This window comes from Streptomyces sp. NPDC006643, assembly GCF_042870175.1.
GTDB lineage: Bacteria > Actinomycetota > Actinomycetes > Streptomycetales > Streptomycetaceae > Streptomyces.
Genome location: NZ_JBIAHA010000006.1, coordinates 1 through 19,911 on the forward strand (window position 1 = coordinate 1; position 19,911 = coordinate 19,911).

The 19,911-nt window shown below is 72.0% G+C and carries 20 protein-coding genes; 6 read left to right on the forward strand and 14 right to left on the reverse strand.

Annotated elements, in window-relative coordinates; all coding sequences use genetic code 11:
* Positions 1 to 330: 330 nt before the first annotated feature.
* The 8 genes from ACFYNU_RS09775 to ACFYNU_RS09810 all read right to left on the reverse strand — a co-directional run bounded on the left by ACFYNU_RS09775 (position 331) and on the right by ACFYNU_RS09810 (position 6,789).
* Positions 331 to 1,242, reverse strand: coding sequence for an aminoglycoside phosphotransferase family protein (locus ACFYNU_RS09775; RefSeq protein WP_388765730.1), 912 nt, complete (start codon positions 1,240 to 1,242; stop codon positions 331 to 333).
* A gap of 133 nt (positions 1,243 to 1,375) precedes the next feature.
* Entirely contained in the window at positions 1,376 to 1,954 is a 579-nt protein-coding gene (locus ACFYNU_RS09780; RefSeq protein ID WP_356595438.1) for a Uma2 family endonuclease, read from the reverse strand.
* A gap of 50 nt (positions 1,955 to 2,004) precedes the next feature.
* Positions 2,005 to 2,511, reverse strand: coding sequence for a hypothetical protein (locus tag ACFYNU_RS09785; RefSeq protein WP_356595430.1), 507 nt, complete (start codon positions 2,509 to 2,511; stop codon positions 2,005 to 2,007).
* A gap of 1,000 nt (positions 2,512 to 3,511) precedes the next feature.
* A complete protein-coding gene (locus ACFYNU_RS09790) occupies positions 3,512 to 4,276 on the reverse strand; it encodes a 3-keto-5-aminohexanoate cleavage protein (protein WP_356595428.1) in 765 nt (254 codons plus the stop codon).
* Positions 4,273 to 4,842, reverse strand: a complete 570-nt coding sequence (locus ACFYNU_RS09795) for a hypothetical protein (protein ID WP_356595426.1) — start codon at positions 4,840 to 4,842, stop codon at positions 4,273 to 4,275. The genes ACFYNU_RS09790 and ACFYNU_RS09795 overlap by 4 nt, the downstream gene beginning before the upstream one ends.
* Before the next feature lie 256 nt (positions 4,843 to 5,098).
* The gene (locus ACFYNU_RS09800) at positions 5,099 to 5,764 is read right to left on the reverse strand and encodes a DUF5063 domain-containing protein (RefSeq protein ID WP_356595424.1); all 666 of its coding nucleotides are present in this window, start codon (positions 5,762 to 5,764) and stop codon (positions 5,099 to 5,101) included.
* A complete protein-coding gene (recR, locus tag ACFYNU_RS09805; protein WP_023539771.1) occupies positions 5,757 to 6,356 on the reverse strand; it encodes a recombination mediator RecR in 600 nt (199 codons plus the stop codon). The genes ACFYNU_RS09800 and recR overlap by 8 nt, the downstream gene beginning before the upstream one ends.
* A gap of 97 nt (positions 6,357 to 6,453) precedes the next feature.
* Positions 6,454 to 6,789 (reverse strand): YbaB/EbfC family nucleoid-associated protein, encoded by a 336-nt coding sequence (locus tag ACFYNU_RS09810; RefSeq protein ID WP_079128466.1) that lies wholly within the window; start codon positions 6,787 to 6,789, stop codon positions 6,454 to 6,456.
* Between the two features lie 270 nt (positions 6,790 to 7,059).
* Between ACFYNU_RS09810 and ACFYNU_RS09815 the strand changes: the two genes are divergently transcribed.
* Entirely contained in the window at positions 7,060 to 7,875 is an 816-nt protein-coding gene (locus tag ACFYNU_RS09815) for an SLATT domain-containing protein (RefSeq protein WP_356595421.1), read from the forward strand.
* A gap of 174 nt (positions 7,876 to 8,049) precedes the next feature.
* On the opposite strand, the gene ACFYNU_RS09820 is transcribed toward ACFYNU_RS09815, so the two are convergent.
* The 6 genes from ACFYNU_RS09820 to ACFYNU_RS09845 form a co-directional block, all read right to left on the reverse strand.
* The gene (locus ACFYNU_RS09820) at positions 8,050 to 8,427 is read right to left on the reverse strand and encodes a hypothetical protein (RefSeq protein WP_356595419.1); all 378 of its coding nucleotides are present in this window, start codon (positions 8,425 to 8,427) and stop codon (positions 8,050 to 8,052) included.
* 97 nt (positions 8,428 to 8,524) lie between these two features.
* Positions 8,525 to 9,175, reverse strand: coding sequence for a hypothetical protein (locus ACFYNU_RS09825; protein WP_356595417.1), 651 nt, complete (start codon positions 9,173 to 9,175; stop codon positions 8,525 to 8,527).
* A 175-nt stretch (positions 9,176 to 9,350) separates the two neighbouring features.
* Positions 9,351 to 11,954 (reverse strand): dolichyl-phosphate beta-glucosyltransferase, encoded by a 2,604-nt coding sequence (locus ACFYNU_RS09830; RefSeq protein ID WP_356595415.1) that lies wholly within the window; start codon positions 11,952 to 11,954, stop codon positions 9,351 to 9,353.
* 11 nt (positions 11,955 to 11,965) lie between these two features.
* Positions 11,966 to 12,658, reverse strand: a complete 693-nt coding sequence (locus ACFYNU_RS09835; protein WP_356595413.1) for a GntR family transcriptional regulator — start codon at positions 12,656 to 12,658, stop codon at positions 11,966 to 11,968.
* Positions 12,659 to 12,735: 77 nt separating this feature from the next.
* Entirely contained in the window at positions 12,736 to 13,110 is a 375-nt protein-coding gene (locus tag ACFYNU_RS09840) for a hypothetical protein (protein WP_356595412.1), read from the reverse strand.
* A 73-nt stretch (positions 13,111 to 13,183) separates the two neighbouring features.
* Positions 13,184 to 14,548, reverse strand: a complete 1,365-nt coding sequence (locus ACFYNU_RS09845) for an aspartate aminotransferase family protein (RefSeq protein WP_356595410.1) — start codon at positions 14,546 to 14,548, stop codon at positions 13,184 to 13,186.
* A 219-nt stretch (positions 14,549 to 14,767) separates the two neighbouring features.
* Here ACFYNU_RS09845 and ACFYNU_RS09850 point away from each other — a divergent pair, with 219 nt between their 5' ends.
* The 5 genes from ACFYNU_RS09850 to ACFYNU_RS09870 all read left to right on the forward strand — a co-directional run bounded on the left by ACFYNU_RS09850 (position 14,768) and on the right by ACFYNU_RS09870 (position 19,866).
* A complete protein-coding gene (locus tag ACFYNU_RS09850) occupies positions 14,768 to 15,364 on the forward strand; it encodes a DJ-1/PfpI family protein (RefSeq protein ID WP_356595408.1) in 597 nt (198 codons plus the stop codon).
* Positions 15,361 to 15,852 (forward strand): MarR family transcriptional regulator, encoded by a 492-nt coding sequence (locus tag ACFYNU_RS09855; protein ID WP_356595406.1) that lies wholly within the window; start codon positions 15,361 to 15,363, stop codon positions 15,850 to 15,852. The genes ACFYNU_RS09850 and ACFYNU_RS09855 overlap by 4 nt, the downstream gene beginning before the upstream one ends.
* A gap of 129 nt (positions 15,853 to 15,981) precedes the next feature.
* Positions 15,982 to 17,937, forward strand: coding sequence for a protein kinase (locus tag ACFYNU_RS09860; protein WP_356595404.1), 1,956 nt, complete (start codon positions 15,982 to 15,984; stop codon positions 17,935 to 17,937).
* 130 nt (positions 17,938 to 18,067) lie between these two features.
* Positions 18,068 to 18,673: a TetR/AcrR family transcriptional regulator gene (locus ACFYNU_RS09865; protein WP_356595402.1), complete on the forward strand. Its 606-nt coding sequence runs from the start codon at positions 18,068 to 18,070 to the stop codon at positions 18,671 to 18,673.
* A complete protein-coding gene (locus ACFYNU_RS09870; protein ID WP_356595399.1) occupies positions 18,670 to 19,866 on the forward strand; it encodes a GDSL-type esterase/lipase family protein in 1,197 nt (398 codons plus the stop codon). The genes ACFYNU_RS09865 and ACFYNU_RS09870 overlap by 4 nt, the downstream gene beginning before the upstream one ends.
* Positions 19,867 to 19,911: the final 45 nt, after the last annotated feature.

Here is a 19,911-nt window from a genome sequence, read left to right on the forward strand (position 1 = left end):
CCCGTCGACAGCAACCGCTGGACATGCCCGTGCGCCGTGTGCGCGTCGTCGTCCGCGTCGTCCGCGAACTCCCGCAGCGCGTCCGCCATATCGCGGTACGCGTCCTCGTCGACATTCGGCCAGCCCACCCCGACGACGTCCAGCATCGTGTCGACGCCCTCGGGAATCGTGTATCCCATGCCCCCTCAACCCCCGTTGAAGTCACGAAAACAAGAACCAGGAACGGTCAGCCTGTCACGCGATGCCCGATCGCCCCACGCCATTGTCGGTCGGAGCAGGGCGGCATCTCCCCTGTAGGGAGACCCAGTTGAGGTCGCGCCGGTTCCGGCGTCAGCCCCAGATCCCGTCGGCGACGGCCAGCCCGTCGGCGATCTCCCCGGCGATGGCCTCGTCGATCTGACGGCGGGTCTGCGCGGCCACGCGCGGGTCGGTGGCTGCGTGACTCGCGTACGCGTTCAGCCCCGTGGCCAGCGCCCATCCCCGCCCCCGCGCCCAAGTGGCGTCGTCCACACCCAGAGCCGCGCGGAAGACGGGCCGGGTCTCGGCCGAGAGGGTGGTCCAGGCGACCATCAGATCGCAGGCCGGGTCGCCCACGCCGAGCCCGCCGAAGTCGATGACGGCGCTGAGGTGCCCGTCGACGGTCAGCAGATTGCCGGTGTGGAAGTCGCCGTGGAACCAGACGGGCGCGCCGTCCCAGCCCGGTGCCGCCAGGGCGGCGTCCCACACGCGCGTCATGGCGTCGGCGAAGACGCTGCCGGTGCGGGCCTTGATGGCGGTACGGGTGTCCTCGTCGCGCCCGACGAGCGACCACCGGCTCAGCCCGTACCCGCTGCCCGTCACCGGGATTCGCTGAAGTCCCTTGAGGAAATCGGCCAGTTGGACGGCGGCCCGCGCGGGATCGGCGAACCCGTCCGCCGTGGCGACATCCCCGTCCAGCCACCGCGTGACGGACCAGTGATACGGATACCCGAAGCCCGGCACCCCGAGCCCGAGCGGCTCGGGCGTGGCCAGGCTCAGCTCGGGCGCGAGCCGAGGCAGCCAGGTGTGCTCCTTCTGGGCCTGCCCGGCGGCCCAGTCGCCTCTCGGCAGCCGTACGGACATGTCGTCGCCGAGCAGAAAGATCACATGGTCCGACCCTCCGTCGGCCAGCCGCACCAGCCCCAGCCCTCCCCACCGCGGAAACTGCGCCTCCAGCAGCCGCCGCGCAAGTGCGACATCGATCGCGGGTACACCGTCAGACACCTCAGTCATCACCCCCATCACGTCAATCCTCCACCGTGCTCGGATTCGATGGGGCAGCGGGCCGCCGAGCGGGGAACGGAGCAAAGGGCGCATGGATCCCATTCGTCCAGGTTCGGCCCACGTCCGGCGACCGTCAGTCCGCGTAGTCCTTGAGCTTCTCGGTTGCAAGCGTGATGCCGACCGGGGCGGGGAACTCGACGACAGCGCCGAAGGGCCTGATGGTGACGGAGCGGTACTCGCCCTTCTCGGGCTCGGCGTGCACAGTCAGGGAGGAGGCATCGCGGTCGACGAGGAGATAGACGGGGATACCTGCTGCCGCGTAGCCGTCGGGCTTTTCGATGCGGTCCCGCCTGTTGGTGTCGGTGTCCCGTGAGGTGACTTCGACGGCCATCAGGACACCGCCCGGCTCAGCCCACTCGCCCTGTCCGACGAAGTTCTCCCTCGGCGCGAGGGAGCCGTCAGGCCGTGCGCGGCCCTTCCGGTAAGCCTCGACCTTCAGCCCCTGCTCCGGGTAGAGACGCAGATCAGGCCGTTGTTGCATGCACTGTTCGAGCAGCCACATCACAATCTCACCGTGGTTACCGTCCGGCACGGGCTTGACCTGGACCTTTCCGTTGATGAATTCCAGCCGCACCATCTCTGGCGCACGTCGGGCAAGTTCCTCGAACTCGTCGACGGACATCTGTGGCCGGGCGGGGGTCCTGGGGGTCATGGCGTCACCTCCTCCCCTCCATGGTGCCCTCACCGGCATCTCGTGCACGCTCATTCGGCCGCCCGCAGCAGGTCCGCGCCGTCGAGCGAGGAGGCCTGGACGAGTTCGCCGTGCGCCGGGCGCGGGATCGGGCGGGTCTTGAAGCCGGCCGCCGCGCGCAGGGCGTCGGCGCGGCGGGCCACCTCCTGCTTGGCGGGGACGGCGCGGAAGGTGTCCGGGATCGCGTCGATGACCAGGCCCTTCTCCTCGGCCACGTCGTACGCCGCCATCTCCTCGTTGCAGTCGAGGCACATGCCCTTGATCAGCGTCACGACGTTGTCGGGCTCCTCGCAGCCCATGCAGACCATCACGGCTCGGGTGATGTACTCGGGGGCCTGGTACGGCTCGGGCGGCATCTTGCTCTCCAGTCGGGTTCGGGCGATCGCGCCGGGGCTGTGCAGGGGGTGCGGCAGCCCGGTGGTCAGTGATCGGGTCAGGTGGGCCGCCGTCGCGCCGCGCGCCAGCCACTGCGCGGCGAGCGATTCGAGCGCGGCGCACTCGGTGGCGGACAGGGTCATACGGGGGTCGGTGCGCCCGAGCCGGGCAAGTGTGCGGTAGGCGGCGGACGGTGCGGCGGGAGCGACCAGCGTGGGCTGCCGTACGGGCTCCTCCGCCGTCTCCCGTCTCCGCCGAGGTCGTGTCGCGCTGCCGTCGCTCCAGCTCCGTGAGGTCGATGCCGCGCAGACTGTCCACGTACGCCTTCCACCAGTCGTCGTCCCTCGACGTCCGGGAGAAGTAGGTCCGCGTCACCCAGCGGAAGCTGTTGTCCCCCGTGCACAGGTGTTCCTTCACCAGCCGCAGATGTCCCTCGTGCGACAGGAACTTGAGCGCCTTGGCGCACGCCTGCTGCCCGTAGTCGGCGACGTTCGCCGCCAGGGGCTTGTAGCCGATCGCGGCGCCGTCGGGGAGCCGGTCGATGTACGCGGCGAGCGCCGCTTCCCTCGGGCGCAGATGTGCGAAATCGCTTGCGGTACGGGGCCGTTGACCGGGCGCGGAGCGCTTGCCGTAGCCGAGCTTGGCCGAGGGATGTGCGGGCGCGCGCAGGGCAGCACTAAACTCTGTGGAATCCACGATCGACTGCTTTCGATTCGTTGGTCAGGCCCCGGAGTTGGTGTTGTCGCACCTGCCGGGGCCGCTTAATGCCCTGAACGCTAAACCGTCAATACGCTCTGATGCAAGCCGACCACGGAAAGTCATCTCGACTGGTCAGCGGGGGACTTGGGAGGGGGGATGGGTTCCCTCCCCCTCCTCCCACTCAACTGAAAGAGGGCTCGGAGCCCGAGGCTCAAGCTCCGGGCCCACCTGCGGTGACGTCACGCGTCGGCCATTTTCCGCAATCGGGTTGCCCCGCCCTCGGCGCCCCGGAATCCTTGATCGCCACCGCAAGGGACGGGCAGACCATGACCATCGCGCGGAGCAACGCCGATACAGAGCGCCGCGTATCCCCTCGGTCACTCCCGGGCGGCACTGCCTTCCCGCAGCTCGTGACGGTAGTCACCACATCCAGGCGGCTAGACATCAAGAGGGGCGGTGCGCATCACGAGGACCCTGGATCGGCCGCTCGATGAACTCCCGTGCGCGCCTGACCAGTTCGGCGTTGTCCGCAGCCGGGGTGCCGTCCGGGAGGTGGAGTGCGTCCTCCAGGCCGATACGCACGGACAGCCCCTCGGCCGCCGCCAGTCGCAGGACCGGCCAGGCCGAGCCGTCCTCGCCGTGCAGCAGGATCGGGACGGCCGTGCCCAGGGCCCGTAGTTCGGCGAGGAGCGCGGCGGCCGTCGCCGGGGCGGTGTCCGTCACCTCGGCGAGCACGCGCAGTACGCCGTCGGCCGAGGGCCGGGCGAGGAAGCGGCGGGCCGCGTCCGTACCGGAGTAGAGGCCCGCCTCGATCCCCACGCCCCGGTCGAGCAGGGCCTCGGCGACGAGGTCGGCGCCGTCCTCGTGCCAGTTGACGGAGGCGTGATCGGGCAGCACCGTCCAGCCGCGGACCAGCGCGGCCCGGTGCTCGGGGTCGGGAGTCGCCCAGGCGCCGGTGGTGACACCGACCGGGATCCCGGGGACGGCGGCCCGTACGGCGGTCAGCGCCGCCGCGACGTACGGCGCCGCGAGGGTGTCCCTGCCGTCGCGGTCCTTCGGGTGCAGATGGATGTCCCCGGCCCCGGCGGCGACGGAGTCCCGTGCGGCGGCGGCGAGTTCGGCCGGGGAGACCGGCAGGCGGGGGTGTTCGGCGCGGGTTCTGGCGCCGTTCAGGCAGACCTGCGGGGCGCGGCGCCGCTCGGGCGTCACGGCGAATCGGCCGACGCGACGGGCGTGCCTCCCGCACCGCCCCGGGTCTCCGGGGCGCCGTACCCGAGCCAGACGATGGAGGCGCTGGACACGTCGTCCCCCCGCGCGCCGATCGCGGTACGCAGGGCCCGCCGCACGGCGCCGGCGGTGAAACCACCGTCCGGCTCCGGCACATGGACGTTCTGCGACGTGTCCGGGTTTCCGTACGCCACGATGGCGCGGCCGTTGCCCTCGTCCCCGATGCCCAGCAGATACATCCGGTGGCCGGTCGGCCTGTTCATCTCGTCCTCGATCGCGCGCAGCCCGTCGAGTTTGGTCCGGGCGTCGTCGCCGCTCTGCTGTTCCAGCGAGTCGATCAGCACCGGCAGATAGGTCCGGTTCGCCTCGTCGCGGACCTGCGAGGGGATCCCGTTCAGATTCCCGATCAGGTCCGGAGCGATGTCCAGGAACTCCCGGCGCCGCTCCTCGCTGAGACCGTCCCACCATGCCTTGCGCTCCGCCGGGGACTTGTCGTCCGGGATCTCGTCGTCCCCGGCCGGCGTCGGCGTCTCCGAGCGGGTGAACACCCCCTGCCACCCCTGCGCATACGACACTGCTCCCCCGTTCGGTCACCCCGTGCACATCCACTGTGCCCTCTGAGTGACGCTAGCGGGAGACCCCGTGCCGGAGGCAAGCGAAAAGTGGATCAGTGACCGAAGAAATCCCCGGGCCCATAGCAGCCGTACCCCGGCCCGCACAAGAGCACTCGCTCTCAGATCGGCCGCGCGCCGACCGGGCCGGATGCGCCGCGACTCCCCTGCGGTGCGGGCCGGTTCGGCGGTGTCAGGCCGGGTCCGCCACCGGGCGCATACCCAGGGCGCCCAGTTCTTCCGCCATCACCTTGCCCGCCTCCTCCGCCAGCGCGTCCTCGCCCAGGTCCTGGTCCGTGTCCAGGCCGTCGAGTGCCGGGAGGGGCTGGTCGAGGCGGACGTGGGCCACCAGGGACTGGAGGGCGCGGAGCGTGGCCGAGGCGGTGGAGCCCCAGTTGGAGAAGTACGAGAACTGCCACCACCACAGCGCCTCGGTCGTCCGGCCCGCGCGGTAGTGCGCCATGCCGTGGCGGAGGTCGGCGACGATGTCGGCCAGGTCGTCGGAGATACGGCACGGGACGGGCGCCTTGCGGGGCTCGTACGGGTCGAAGACCTCCGAGTACACGTCGATCGGTTCGAGGATCGCCGCGAAGCGCTCGCGCAGGTCGTCGACGTCCGGCTCCGGGCCCAGGTCGGGCTCGTACCGCTCGTCGGGGAGGATGTCCTCGTGCGCGCCCAGCCGGCCGCCGGCCAGGAGCAGTTGGGAGACCTCAAGGAGCAGGAACGGCACGGCGCTGTCGGGCTCGTCGCCCTTCGCGACCTCCGTGACCGCGACGATGAAGCTCTCGACCTGATCGGCGATCTGGACCGCGAAGTCGTCGGGGTCCTGCGTGGTGGAGTGCAGCGTGGCGTCAGACATCGAGAAGTCGTCTCCCCTCGAAGGCACGCCCCAGCGTGACCTCGTCGGCGTATTCCAGGTCGCCCCCCACGGGGAGACCGCTGGCAAGGCGCGTGACGCGCAGACCCATCGGTTTGATCATGCGGGCGAGGTACGTGGCCGTGGCCTCGCCCTCCAGGTTGGGATCGGTCGCCAGGATCAGCTCGGTGACCGTACCGTCGGCGAGACGGGCCAGCAGCTCACGGATCCGCAGGTCGTCGGGGCCCACGCCCTCGATGGGGCTGATCGCGCCGCCGAGCACGTGGTACTTGCCGCGGAACTCGCGGGTCCGCTCGATGGCGACGACGTCCTTGGGCTCCTCGACGACACAGATGACCGTCAGATCGCGGCGCGCGTCGCGGCAGATGCCGCACCGCTCCTCCTGCGCCACGTTCCCGCACACCGCGCAGAAGCGGACCTTGTCCTTCACTTCGAGCAGGGAGTGCGCGAGGCGGCGGACGTCGGTCGGTTCGGCCTGGAGGATGTGGAAGGCGATCCGCTGCGCGCTCTTGGGACCGACGCCGGGCAGTCTGCCCAGTTCGTCGATGAGGTCCTGGACCACGCCTTCGTACAACGGATTGCCTTTCCTGACGCTCGCTCGGTGCTGGTCATTCGTGGTGCTTGGTGCTCGGTATTCGTGTTGCTCGTACGGTAGTTGCTGCGGCGCCCGGCTAGAAGGGGAGCCCCGGCATTCCGCCGAGACCCTGGGCCAGCGGGCCGAGCTTCTCCTGCTGGAGCTGCTGCGCGTTCTCGTTCGCCGCCTGGACGGCGGCGATCACCAGATCGGCGAGCGTCTCCGTGTCGTCGGGGTCGACCGCCTTGGGGTCGATGACGAGGCCGCGCAGCTCCCCGGAGCCGTTGACCGTGGCCTTCACGAGACCGCCGCCGGACTGGCCGTCGACCTCGGTCGCGGCCAGCTCCTCCTGGGCCGCCGCGAGGTCCTGTTGCATCTTCTGGGCCTGCTGGAGGATCTCCTGCATGTTGGGCTGGCCACCACCGGGAATCACGGTCACTCCTGGCAAATCGACATCGGATGTTCGGCAGGTCGAGCCTACGTGGTCACCAGGCAGGCCGTCCTACCCCACAGGAACGAACTCTTTCGAGTGAGAGTGCCCGGCTCCTCTACCTGATCACGGCCCCCACGCGGGGGAAGCGCCCGGATTTCGGGCGCGGGGCCCACCATTCGGCGGTAGGAAGTGCGGTACGCGTTCCTATCCGCGATTCCGTTCCACGTTTCCATCTTCCACTCAGCCATGCCGTTACGCAGAGGAGCCCCGGTGAGCCAGCCGGACATGCAGCCCGGGGGGCCGGCCCGGGACGAGGGTGCGCGGGGTGCGCCGGGGAGTGTGAATGGGAGCGGGGGCGGAAGCGGGGGTACGCCGGGACCGGGGGCCGTGCCGTGGGGGGCGATCTCCGGGGTCTTCCCCGCCGGGGACTGGAGCGAGCCCGCGCAGCGGCTCGACGAGCTGTACCGGTGGGCGGAGGCGAACGCGCTGCGTACGGTCGCCCGCTACCGCGCGCAACGGGCGCGCAAGCGCCGCTGCGCGCGTGCCCTGCGGGCCGCGACGGCGCTGGGCGTGGTCGCGGGCGCGACGCTGCCGCTGCTGGACCTGACGGGCGCGCTGGGCCCGGGGGCGACCGGCTGGGGGTATCTGGCGCTGCTGCTGGCGGCGGCCTGTCTGGGCTGCGACCGGTATTTCGGGGTGACGTCGGGCTGGATGCGGAACGTCGCGACGGCGCAGGCGGTGGAGCGGCGGTTGCAGGCGCTCCAGTACGACTGGGCGTCGGAGTGCGTACGGGAGGTGCTCGGCCCGACGGACGGCACGGCGAGCGAGGCGGCGGAGCGGTGCCTGGGGGTGCTGCGGCGGTTCTCGGAGGACGTCACGGAGCTGGTGCGGGCCGAGACGGCGGACTGGATGGTGGAGTACCGGGCGGGGCCCGCGCCGCTGGTGGCGCAGTCACTGGCGATGGGGGGTCTGGGCGGCCTGGGCGGTACGGGGCGGGGCGACGGCGGATTCCCCCCGGGCCGCTTCCCACTGCCCCCGGGCACCCGCCCGAACATGCCGCGCCAGCGGCCACCGGATGTGCGGTAGGGGCTCTCCCTCAACCCCGCCCCTCCCCGGAACCGGGCCCCTCCCCGAAACCGGGCCACGCCCCGGACCTGGGCCCTGAGCCCCGCCCTGGGCCACGCCCCGGACCTGGGCCCTGAGCCCCGCCCTGGGCCACGCCCCGGACCCGGGCCCTGAGCCCCGCTCTGCCTCCTGGCCCTATGACGCGTCGTCGTCCGCCGTCTCCGGGCGGCGGGCGACCGCCGCCGACGCCGCCGCCTGCTCGCCGAGCAGGATGCCGAATCTGCCGCTGGTGTGCAGGACGGCTCCCACGACGGACGTGGGCACGGACAGGCCGAGGACGCCCAGCAACTCGGGCCAGTCCCGCTCGGCCGCACACGCGTTGCGGAAGGACGTGCTGGAGTACGCCGTGGGGGCGTCCGTGAACAGCCTGGACTCGCAGCTGCCGTACGGCGTGAGCAGCAGAAAGGCGAACCAGAGCCACAGCGCGCCGCTGATTCCCAGCAGCACAAAACCCCATGCCTCCTGGTTCTTGGCGCGCCGCAGAGAACGCGTCGCATCGGTGATCGGGCTCATGGCGGGTGAACCTACCAACCGCCGAACCTACCAACCGCCAACGAGCAGAGCCCACTTGGCCGCGGGGCGGGCCCGTCGTGGGGCCCGCCCCGGCGGCTCAGCTGAAGATGATCATCGAGCCCTGGCCCAGGCTCCGCGTCGACGCCGCGTGCAGGCCCAGCCAGACGTGCCGTTCGCGGGCGAACGGGCTGTCGTCGTACGGGATCGGCCCCGCCGGTTCCTCCAGGGACGTGGGGCCCTGGGGCGGGGCCGGGGCGGTCGGGGGGTTGGCCGGGTCGATGCCGATCGAGGGAGCGACCAGCTCCAGCTCGCGCAGCAGTCCCTGCGTCGAGCCCAGCGGGCCGCCGCCCGCGAGGAGTTCCTCGTTGGAGAGCGGAGACGCGTAGTCCACGGGCACGTACGCGCCCGCGTGGTCGTAGTGCCAGACCAGGTGCGACTGCTGGGCCGTCGCCTCGAACATCTCCAGCAACTGTTCGTAGTCACCGCCCAGTTCGCCCACCGGCGTCACCGCCAGGCCGCACATCTGGAGCAGATACGCCCGGCGCAGGAAGTGCAGCGCGTCGTAGTCGAAGCCGGCGACGGGTGCGACGTCGCCGGAGAGGCCGGGCATGTAGGCGAAGACGGGAACGGGCGGCAGCCCGGCGTCGCCGAGTGCCTTGTCGTAGACCGCGATCTCTTCGGCGAAGGGGTTGTCGGGGCTGTGGCACAGCACGTCGACGAGGGGGACCAACCACAGGTCACAGGCCAAGGGAGGCTCGCTCTCCAACGAGTTCGAACGGGTTCCGTCAGGTTCCGTCGGGTTACAGCTACTTCGTTCAGGTTCGTACATGTACGTACGAACCCGACCGTCGGGTCAGCGTAATGCGGCGAACGCGATCAGCGAAGACGACCGGCATGACCGTCGATGTCCACGACCGTCGATGTCAACGCGCCCTCGGCATGTCCCATACCCACGCGCCGCCCAATCGCTCCCCCGGCCGCCCCAGCAGTTTCGCCACGACCTCGTACAGCGCCTCGTCGTTGTCCTGCGGAGCGAGCACCAGCACGCCCGCCTTCCAGAACGCCAGATCGAGCTTGGCCTGCGCGCGCCAGCTCGGACCGATGTCCGGGATCTGGCCGCCGTAACGGACGTCGCGCAGCAGGTTGGAGGTGTGGCGGGGCGCCGCGCCGTAGATGCCCATCCGGTCCGGGCCCCAGGGCCCGTTGAAGTACCCGCCGGGCACGGAGAAGCCGAAGCCCGTCGCCGACTGCCAGTGCAGCGCGTCCGCCTCGGCCGGGCTCGGCAGGGGTACGGGGACGACGCTCTCGCCCTCGGCGACGTAGTCCCGGTACATGCCGTCCGTGATGAAGCGCGGCACCTCCGGCCGCTCCCGCACCGGCTGGGGCGTCGGCAGGATCGGCAGCAGCGCGGCGGCGATCGCGACCAGCCCCACCGCCCGGTGCGACCGTGGTTCGAGGTCCTTGAGCCGGGCCGCCGCGAGTGCGATCAGCACGCCGAGCGCCGGGGCGCAGATCATCGCGACCCGCGATTCGATCACCGACTCGAAGAGCGGCTGGTGCGCCAGCGCGCGCCACGGCCCGGGCAGCACCACGTCCGTGAACGGGATCCGGATCTTCTGCCCCAGCGACAGCAGCGCGGCCACGAGCACCGTGCCGGTCAGCGCCTTGACCAGGGCCGAACGCCCCAGCCACACCACGATCCCGAAGGTCAGCGCGGTCAACGGCCAGCCGTAGAAGGCGTTCTGCTCGGTGCGGTTCATCGCGAGCGTGTCGGCGCGCTCCTCGTCGCCGAGCAGCGCGCGCCCCGAGAACTCCAGGAAGGAGAGCGGGCTGTTGCCGGCGTTGTCGCCGTGCAGGACGCTGTGGTAGCTCTGCGGGCCGAAGAACTGCCAGTACAGCGGGAACGCCACCAGCGGCAGACAGACCGCCAGCGCGACGCCGAGCCCCCGCAGCAGCGGGCGCCAGGCGGCGCGGGCGACATCGGGCCGCGCCAGCGCGTACGCCAGCGCGAAGATCAGCATCCCCATCGCGGCGAGCAGCAACGGTTCTTCGCCGAGGAAGATCTGGTACGTCGCGAAGAGGCCCAGCAGGACCCCGTCCCGCACCACGCGACGGCCCCCGGCCCCCGGGTCGCAGAGCCGCAGCGCCCGGTCGATGATCACCGGGATCATGAAGAGCACAAGGAAGTTGGGGTGCGCCGTGCCGTGCGACATCATCGGCGGCGCGAAGGCGGCCAGCGCCGCGCCGGTGGCCGCCGCGGGCCGGACGCGCGTCACCCGGCGTACGAACAGCCAGTACCAGGCGACGGCCGTGGCCGTCAGCCCGAGCGTGAGGACCAGCGCCCAGGTCACCGTCGGGCCGAGGAGGAGCGTGAGGGGCGTCAGGGGGACGGACAGGCCGAGCATGACCGTGTTCGCCATCAGGTTCACGCCCTCGGGGTGGCCCTGATAGGTGGTGAAGAGCGGATTGCGCAGATGCGCGACGTTGTCGGCGGTGACGGCGAAGAACCACTCCCACTGGTTCTGGTCCTGCATCGAGTCGGCGAGGTAGGCGCGGTCCAGGTCCGCCCACAGGCCCTTGTAGAGAAGGAGGGACGAGAGGAGGAAGAGCGCGCCGACGGCGAGGTCCACCGGGCGGAGGCGGGTGCGCAGCCGGACGAGTTCCAGCAGTACGCGGCCGTAGTCGGCCGGCCGTACCTTCGAACCGCTCTGGTGCGCCCAGCGCACCGGCATCTCGGCGACGGGCCAGCCCGCGCGGCGGAAATGGCGCAGTATCTCGACGTCTATGCCCCAGCCGTCGAGACGGGAGGCGGCGAAGGCGGCGCGTGCCTTGTCGCCGTCGAAGAGCTTGAAGCCGCACTGGGTGTCGTATATGCCGCGTACGGCGACGAGCCGGATGAGGCGGTTGCCGAGCCGGCCGAGCGATTCGCGTACGGGGCGCTGGTGCACCTCGACGCGGGAGCCGGGGAGGGCGCGGGAGCCGATGACGGCGGCGGTGGGCGGGTACTCGGTGCGGTCGTCCTCGTACGGGCCGTCGTCCTCGTACGAGCCGTACGAGCCGTACGTGCCGTCCTCGGCCGACAGCAGCTCGTCCAGCGCGTCCAGTTCCTCTATCGGCGTCGCCAGATCCGCGTCCGTGACCAGCACGCGTCTGCCGTACGACGCCAGCACACCCAGCCGGAGCGCGTGCCCCTTGCCCCGGTTCTCGTCGCTCGTCAGCACATGGACCCGGGGCTCGTCCCGCGCGGCCTCCGCCGCGACGGCCGCCGTGCCGTCCGTCGAGCCGTCGTCCACGACGATCAGCTCCCAGTCGCCCCAGCGCTCCGGGTCCGCGCGCAGATGCGCGCAGATCGCGTCGAGGGTGGGGCGCAGCCGGTGTTCCTCGTTGTAGGCGGGGACGACCACGGTCAGGTCGGCCGCCGTGCCTATGCCGGGGCCGGTGCCCGTGCCCGTGCCTGTGCCCGTACCTATGTCAGTGCCTGTGCCCGGTGTCCCCGCGTCGGGCGTCGCATCCGTGCTTCCACTCATCGCGTACCCGCTCACCGCCGCGGACGTCCCAGTTCCGGATCCACCCGGTCCGCCCACGCCAGCGAGTGCGCGTGGCAGTCGTCCACGACCACCCGTGCCGCGTCCGCGTCGCCGAGCGTGATCGCGTCGACCAGCTGCTCGTGCCCGCTCCACAGCCACTCGCGGCAGGCCTTGTCCCCGCGCAGGAACGGCACGGAGAACACCCACGCCTGGACCCGCAGCCGGTGCAGGAAGTCGCAGATGTACTGATTCGCGACGAGCGCGGCCAACTCCCGCCAGAACCGCAGGTCGTACCCGATCAGAATGTCCAGATCCCCGCCCTTCGCCGCCCGCGCGGCCTCCTCGGCCCGGCGCCGTACCGACACCAGCGCCTCGGAACGCACCCGTCCGATGCCGCTCGCCGCGATACGGCGGAAGATCCCGTCCGCGATCAGCGCCCGCGCGTCGACCATGGCGCGGAAGTCGGCCACGGTGAACTCGTGGACGTGGAAGCCCCGGTGCTGGTCGGAGTCGAGCAGCCCCTGCGCGCTCAGGTCGACCAGCGCCTCCCGGACGGGGGTCGCCGAGACGCCGTACTGCTCGGCGATGTGCTTGACGGTGAACTCCTCGCCGGGGAGCAAACGCCCCGCCAACACCTCGTCACGCAGTGCGTCCGCGATCTGTTGCCGCAGGGTGTTGCGGGTCACGGCTCCGCTGGCGGGCATTGATGTTCGTCCCCTCGTCCGGCTTCGCTCACCTTAAGCCAGGGAGGGGAAGGGGCCCCGGCTGGACGGTCGCCGGGTCAGCAGGCGCCCGGCCGGGCGTAGACGGTGATCTGCGCGCCGCCGACCCGCCGCGTACCGCACACCTCGTACGCCGCCCGCAGCGCCGCGCGCTTCGCCGCCTCCCGCTCCGTGTCGTCCAGCGGCCGGCCCGCGACGTCGTGGACCGCGACGGCCGAGGGCGCGACGCGGTTCTGGGAGACCGCCGCACCGGCCGGCGCGGGGGCGCCGCTGCCTGCCGTGGACGGTCCCGTACTCGCGCTGGCCTTCGCCGACGGCGGCACCGGGCTGCGCGTCACGACCGCGCGCACGACGACACGCACCTTCACGCTCGCGCCGCCGAGCGTCGCCGACGCGGTGTGCCAGCGGGCGGGTGGCGGGCTGTCCAGGGACACCTGGCAGGCCCACCTCCCTTCGCTGGACCACCGCGAGACGTGCGGCTGAGCGGCCGGTTCAGGGCATCGGCCGTTACACCGTGTGCTCGTCGGCCACCGTCAGCGCCGCGTCGAGGATCGCCAGCCCTTCCTTCGTCTCCGCCTCCGTGATGTTGCAGGGCGGCACGGCGTGCGTACGGTTCATGTTCACGAACGGCCACAGCCCGCCCTTCTTGCACGCGGCGGCGAAGGCGGCCATCGGCGCGTTCGCCTCGCCCGTCGCGTTGTACGGCACCAGCGGCTCGCGCGTGCTCCTGTCCCGTACGAGGTCGAGCGCCCAGAACACGCCCTGCCCGCGCACCTCTCCGACCGACGGGTGCCGGTCGGCCAGCGCGCGCAGCCCGGGGCCGAGCACCGTCTCGCCGATGTGGGCGGCGTGCTCGACGATCTTCTCCTCGGCCATCACCCGCAGCGTCGCGACAGCCGCCGCGCAGGCGAGCGGGTGGCCGGAGTAGGTGAGGCCGCCGGGGTAGGGGCGGGTGGCGAACGTGTCCGCTATGGCGGCGGAGATCGCGACGCCGCCGAGCGGTACGTAGCCGGAGTTGACGCCCTTCGCGAAGGTCAGCAGGTCGGGCACGACGTCGAAGTGGTCGGCGGCGAACCACGCGCCGGTACGGCCGAAGCCCGCCATCACCTCGTCCAGGATGAAGACGATGCCGTGCCGGTCGCACAACTCCCGTACGCCCGCGAGGTATCCTGGCGGCGGCGTCATGATGCCCGCCGTGCCGGGGATCGTCTCCAGGATGATCGCGGCGATCGTCGCCGGTCCCTCGAAGGCGATGGTCGCCTCCAGGTGCTCCAGCGCGCGGGCGCACTCCTCGGCCTCGGTGGTGGCGTGGAAGGGCGAGCGGTAGAGGAACGGTGCCCAGAAGCGCACCACTCCGGCGTTGCCGGTGTCGGACGCCCAGCGGCGCGGGTCGCCGGTGAGATTGATCGCGGTGGAGGTACCGCCGTGGTACGAGCGGTACGCGGAGAGCAGCTTGGGGCGGCCGGTGTGCAGCCGGGCCATCCGTACGGCGTTCTCGACGGCCTCCGCGCCACCGTTGGTGAAGAAGATCTTGTCGAGGTCGCCGGGGGTGCGCTCGGCGATGAGGCGGGCGGCCTCGGAGCGTACGTCGACGGCGAAGGCGGGCGCGAAGGTGGTGAGCTTCGCGGCCTGCTCCTGGATCGCGGCGACGACGGCGGGGTGCTGGTAGCCGATGTTGGCGAAGACGAGGCCGCTGGTGAAGTCGAGGTAGCGGTTGCCGTCGTGGTCCCAGAAGTACGAGCCGTCGGCGCCGGCGACGGCGAGCGGGTCGATCAGGTCCTGGGCGGACCAGGAGTGGAACACGTGCGCGCGGTCGGCGGCCTTGACGGCCGCGCCGGCCTCCGGGTCGTGAGGCGCGAGGTGAGGGGTCATGCGGCCAGCGTAGAGAAGGGCTGGTGGGGGCCGATATGACCATCCTGTCTGGTGTGGGCGGTCGGACTCGGCAGGGTGTCGCCCTCTGCGCCTCCTTCGCCGCCTCCGCCTCTTCCCCTCTTCCGCCCTCGTCCCGCCGCATCCCCGCGCCGGCACGGACATCATTGACAGCAGACTGTCGATATGACAGTCTGCTGTCATATAGCCGAGGAGGCCACCATGACCGGCAAGACCGTTTATCTCGCCGTGTACGACACCCTCGCCGACTGGGAGACCGGCTACGCCACCGCGCACCTCGCCAGGAACGGCTACACCGTGCGCACCGTCGGCCCGACCACCGACCCGGTCACCACCATGGGCGGCCTGCGCGTCCAGCCCGACATCGCGCTCGACCTGCTGGGCGAGCCCGACGACACGGCGGTGCTCATCCTCCCGGGCGCCGACCTCTGGGACACCGGGGACGATCTGGCGCCGTTCGCCCGCGCCGCCCGGCGGTTCGCCGACCGGGGCCTGCCCGTCGCCGCGATCTGCGGCGCCACGGCGGGGCTGGCCCGCGAGGGTCTGCTGGACGACCGGGCCCACACCAGCGCCGTCAGCTACTACCTGGACGCCACCGGCTACCGGGGCGGCGAGCACTACCGCGAGGCCGACGCGGTCACCGACGGCACCCTGATCACGGCCGGCCCGACCGAACCGGTCGCGTTCGCCCGCGAGATCCTCGAGCTGCTCGGTGTGTACGAGGGCGAGAAGCTGGACGCCTGGTACCGGCTCTTCAAGGACTCCGACGCCGCCGCGTTCGAGGTCCTCAACTCATGAACGAGAGCGAGAGCGCCCGCACCCCGGAGAACGCCCGCACCCCGGAGACCTCCGAGCTGCTCAGCAGAACCGCGCTCGGCGCCTTCCGTCTCAATGGCCAATTCCTCTCCGTGGCCGAGGAGTTGGCTGCCCCGGCGGGCCTGACGGCGGCCTGGTGGCAGGTCCTCGGAGCCGTACTGCCAGGGCCCCTGCCCGTCTCCGGGATCGCCCGCGCGATGGGCATCACCCGGCAGAGCGTGCAGCGGATCGCGGATCTGCTGGTCGGGCGCGGACTCGCGGCGTACGAGCCGAACCCCGCCCACCGCCGGGCGAAACTGCTCACCCCGACCGAGAAGGGCCGTGCGGCGATCCGCGAGATCGGGCCGGGCCACGCGGCTCTCGCGAAGCGCCTGGCCGAGGAGTTGGGCGAGGCGGACTTCGCCGAGACCGTACGGGTGCTGGAGCGGCTGTCGCGGGCGATGGACGCGATCGGCCCCCGGCCTGGCTGAGCGGTGGTGCGGACCGGGCCGTCGGGCCCGGTCGGCCGACGGCCGGTTTCCCCGTGACCGCGCAGTGCGACGGCGGCGGCACTATCCTCGGCGCGTCGGGCTTGGCGTCTGGGGAGGGGCCGTACGGCCATGGAGAAACTGACCGCGGGAGATCCGCAAAACATCGGCGCGTACCGGCTGCTGTCCCGCCTCGGCGCCGGGGTCATGGGTCAGGTCTATCTGGCGCGCTCGGAGCGGGGCCGTACGGTCGCGGTGAAGCTCGTACGCAAGGAACTCGCCGAACACGACGAGTTCCGCGGCCGGTTGCGGCTGGAGGTCGCCGCCGCCCGGCGCGTCGGAGGCGCCTGGACGGCGCCGGTCGTCGACGCGAACACGGAGGCCGCGGTGCCGTGGATCGCGACGGAGTACGTGGTGGGGCCCACGCTCCAGGAGGTCGTCTCGGGCCCGCACGGTCCGCTGCCCGCGCGCTCGGTACGGATACTCGGCTCGGGCCTCGCCCACGCGCTTGAGGACATCCACGGCGCCGGTCTGATCCACCGCGACCTCAAACCGTCCAACGTCCTCGTCAGCGCCGAGGGTCCGCGGGCCGTCGACTTCTGCATAGCCCGCGCGCTGGAGACGGTCACCGTCGCCGGGGCGACCGCGGGCGGCGGGCCGGCGGGATCGCCCGGGTTCATGGCGCCGGAGCAGGTGCGCGGCACCCAAGTCACGGCCGCGTGCGACGTGTTCAGCCTGGGCTCGGTGCTCGCCTACGCGGCGACGGGGCGGCTCCCGTTCGGCGCTGCCGACACTCCCGTGCACGTGCTGATGTTCCGCATCGCGCAGGAGGAGCCGGATCTGTCCGAACTCCCGGAGGGTCTGCGGGAGTTGGTCGCTGACTGCCTCAAGAAGGACCCGGCGGGGCGCCCGACCCCCGCGCAGATCCTGGCGCGGGTGGGCGAACCGGACGACGACGGAGGCGGGGACGGGGGCGGGGGCGAACCCTGGCTGCCGGGCGCGCTGTTCGCCCAACTGGGCGCCGCCACAACGGATGTGGGCGCACCGGCGCGTACGGCGCCGGCGTTCTCACCGCAGCCACCGTCGCCGCCACCGCCACTGTCGCCGTCCTCGGCACCCCAGGCACCACCGCCGCCGTCACCGTCACCGTCACCGCAAGCACCACCGTCGCAGGAGGCGGCCGAACCGTCCTCCGTACCCCCGCCGCCCGGCGTCCCCGGCACCCCCGGCGAAGGCCTGAGCGGCGGCCAGGCCATGCACGGGATGGCGACGATGATCCCCACGCCGCCGCCCCCGGGGGCACCGTCACCCCGGCAGCAGCCCCAACTCCCGCCGCTCCCCCAGCAGTACGGCTACCCGCAGCCCGGCCAGCCCCCGCTCCCCCCGTGGGGCGCGACACCGCCGTACGGCCCGCCGCCCGCCAACTACGGCCATCCCTCGCCGTACGGTCCCACTCCCCCGCCCGCGCCCGCACCCGAGCCGGCCGGCCGCAGCAGGCGCGGCACGATCGCGCTGATCGCCGTCGCGCTGGTCGTCGCGCTGGGCGCGGGCGGTTCGGTGTACGCGTTCATGGGCAGCGGCGACGAGAAGAACGACTCGTCCCGCAGTCAGGCGGACGGCTCGACCGACGACACATCCTCGGCGGACGACAACGCCCCGTCCGACGAGGCGCCTTCGGACCCGGAGTCGCCGTCGCCCTCCTCGTCGGAGACGGAGGACGAGGCCGGGGCGGGAGAGGTACCGAAGCAGTACCTCGGCGCCTGGTCCGGCACCATCGACGGTGACGCGGGGCGCAGCACCCGCGAACTCGCCATCCGGCAGGGCGAGGTGGGCGACACCGTCCTCGTACTGACGGCGCAGGGCCCGACGGACACGGGCGGGACGTACGAGTGCGTCTTCGAGGCGGCGCTCGACGCGGCACCGGGCTCCGGCCCGCTGAAGATCGGCCCGTCGACGGTCACGTCCGGCCGCCCGATGTCGTCCTGCACGCCCGGCGCGGCGACGGAACTGACGATCCTCCCGGACGGCCGGCTGCGCCGCGCGACGACGGCGGGCGGCGAGTCGGTGACGTACACGAAGGGCGGCTGACCGGCCCTCGCCCCGTAACCACACACGCGGGTGCACCGCGCACCCGCACCGTGCGCCTGAAGCGATCCCGCATTTGCCTACACCCTTTAGGTATGCGCATAATCGATTAAGGATCACGGAAGGGCACCCCATGTCACCCCGCGCAGGACTCACCACCGACCGCCTCGTCCGGGCAGGAGCCGAGCTGGCCGACGAGGTCGGTTTCGACCAGGTGACCGTCTCCGCGCTCGCCAGACAGTTCGACGTCAAGGTCGCGAGCCTCTACTCGCACCTCAAGAGCTCCCAGGACCTCAAGACCAGGATCGCCCTCCTCTCACTGGAGGAGATGGCCGACCGGGTCGCCACGGCACTCGCCGGCCGCGCGGGCAAGGACGCCCTCGCGGCCTTCGCAAACGTCTACCGCGACTACGCCCGCGAGCACCCCGGCCGCTACACCGCCGCCCGGCTCACGCTCGACCCCGAGACGGCCGCGGCGAGCGCCGGCCCCCGGCACTCGCAGATGGCCCGCGCGATCCTGCGCGGGTACGACCTGACGGAGCCGGACCAGACACACGCCGTACGTCTCCTGGGCAGCGTCTTCCACGGCTACATCAGCCTGGACACGGCCGGCGGCTTCAGCCACAGCAGCCCCGCCTCGGAAGAGACCTGGGTGTGGATCGTGGACCGTCTCGACGCGCTGCTGCGCACCGGCCCCCTCACCTCTCACACCTCCGACACCACCGGGCAGACACCATGAGCACCGAGCACCACGACCGCCACGACCGCCACTGGACCACCACCCCCCTCACCGCCGACATCGTGCACGGCGCCCTCGACCTGGAGCACACCGCGCACGGCGTCCTCCCGCACCGGCTGCCCGCCTGGGCCCGCGCCCAGAACACGGACCCGCAGCTGGCGATGGTGGAGGCGCAGCCTTCCGGCGTACGGCTCGTGTTCCGCACCCGGGCGACCGCGATCGAGCTGGACACCCTGCCCACCAAGCGGGTCTACGTCGGCGCGCCGCCCCGCCCCGACGGTCTGTACGACCTGCTGGTCGACGGCCGGCTCACGGCCCAGGCCTCCGTGCCGGGCGGCAACGTCCTGACCATCGACATGACGGCGGGGACCGCCGAGCAGCGGCCCGGCCCGCCCGGCACCCTCCACTTCGACGACCTGCCGGAGGGCGAGAAGGACGTCGAGATCTGGCTGCCGCACAACGAGACCACCGAACTCGTCGCGCTGCGCACCGACGCCCCCGTCGAGCCCGTGCCGGACCGGGGCCGCGCGGTGTGGCTGCACCACGGCAGCTCGATCAGCCACGGTTCCGACGCCGCGAGCCCCACCACGACCTGGCCCGCGCTCGCCGCCTCCCTCGGCGGCGTGGACCTGGTCAATCTGGGCTTCGGCGGCAGCGCGCTGCTCGATCCGTTCACGGCTCGTACGATGCGCGACACCCCGGCCGACCTGATCAGCGTCAAGATCGGCATCAATCTGGTGAACGCCGACGTGATGCGCCTGCGCGCCTTCGCCCCGGCCGTCCACGGCTTCCTCGACACCATCCGCGAGGGCCATCCCACGGCACCGCTGCTGGTCGTGTCGGCGACCTACTGCCCCATCCACGAGGACACCCCCGGGCCGAGCGCCCCGGACTTCTCCGGTATCTCCGAGGGCCAGCTGCGCTTCCTGGCGACGGGTGACCCGGCGGAGCGCGCGAGCGGAAAGCTGACGCTGAACGTCATCCGCGACGAGCTGGCCCGGATCGTGAAGCAGCGGGCGGCCGAGGACCCGAACCTGCATTACCTCGACGGCCGGGAGCTGTACGGGGAGGCGGACTACGCCGAACTCCCCCTCCCGGACGAACTCCACCCGGACGCCCCCGCCCACCGGCGGATGGGAGAACGCTTCGCGGCCCTGGCGTTCACCCCGACCCGTCTGAACCCGGACGTCTGAGCCCGGCCGTCCGAGCCCGGCCGTCTGAGCCCGGCCGGGCGCCGG

What these genes read in the sequence shown, in the direction of transcription:
- ACFYNU_RS09820 (WP_356595419.1), bottom strand. Translation starts at nt 8,427, where the DNA reads ATGAGCCCGATCACCGATGCGACGCGTTCTCTGCGGCGCGCCAAGAAC.
- ACFYNU_RS09780 (WP_356595438.1), bottom strand. Translation starts at nt 1,954, where the DNA reads ATGACCCCCAGGACCCCCGCCCGGCCACAGATGTCCGTCGACGAGTTC.
- ACFYNU_RS09800 (WP_356595424.1), bottom strand. Translation starts at nt 5,764, where the DNA reads ATGTCTGACGCCACGCTGCACTCCACCACGCAGGACCCCGACGACTTC.
- ACFYNU_RS09865 (WP_356595402.1), top strand. Translation starts at nt 18,068, where the DNA reads ATGTCACCCCGCGCAGGACTCACCACCGACCGCCTCGTCCGGGCAGGA.
- ACFYNU_RS09830 (WP_356595415.1), bottom strand. Translation starts at nt 11,954, where the DNA reads ATGAGTGGAAGCACGGATGCGACGCCCGACGCGGGGACACCGGGCACA.
- ACFYNU_RS09855 (WP_356595406.1), top strand. Translation starts at nt 15,361, where the DNA reads ATGAACGAGAGCGAGAGCGCCCGCACCCCGGAGAACGCCCGCACCCCG.
- ACFYNU_RS09870 (WP_356595399.1), top strand. Translation starts at nt 18,670, where the DNA reads ATGAGCACCGAGCACCACGACCGCCACGACCGCCACTGGACCACCACC.
- ACFYNU_RS09850 (WP_356595408.1), top strand. Translation starts at nt 14,768, where the DNA reads ATGACCGGCAAGACCGTTTATCTCGCCGTGTACGACACCCTCGCCGAC.
- ACFYNU_RS09860 (WP_356595404.1), top strand. Translation starts at nt 15,982, where the DNA reads ATGGAGAAACTGACCGCGGGAGATCCGCAAAACATCGGCGCGTACCGG.
- ACFYNU_RS09835 (WP_356595413.1), bottom strand. Translation starts at nt 12,658, where the DNA reads ATGCCCGCCAGCGGAGCCGTGACCCGCAACACCCTGCGGCAACAGATC.
- ACFYNU_RS09845 (WP_356595410.1), bottom strand. Translation starts at nt 14,548, where the DNA reads ATGACCCCTCACCTCGCGCCTCACGACCCGGAGGCCGGCGCGGCCGTC.
- ACFYNU_RS09785 (WP_356595430.1), bottom strand. Translation starts at nt 2,511, where the DNA reads ATGACCCTGTCCGCCACCGAGTGCGCCGCGCTCGAATCGCTCGCCGCG.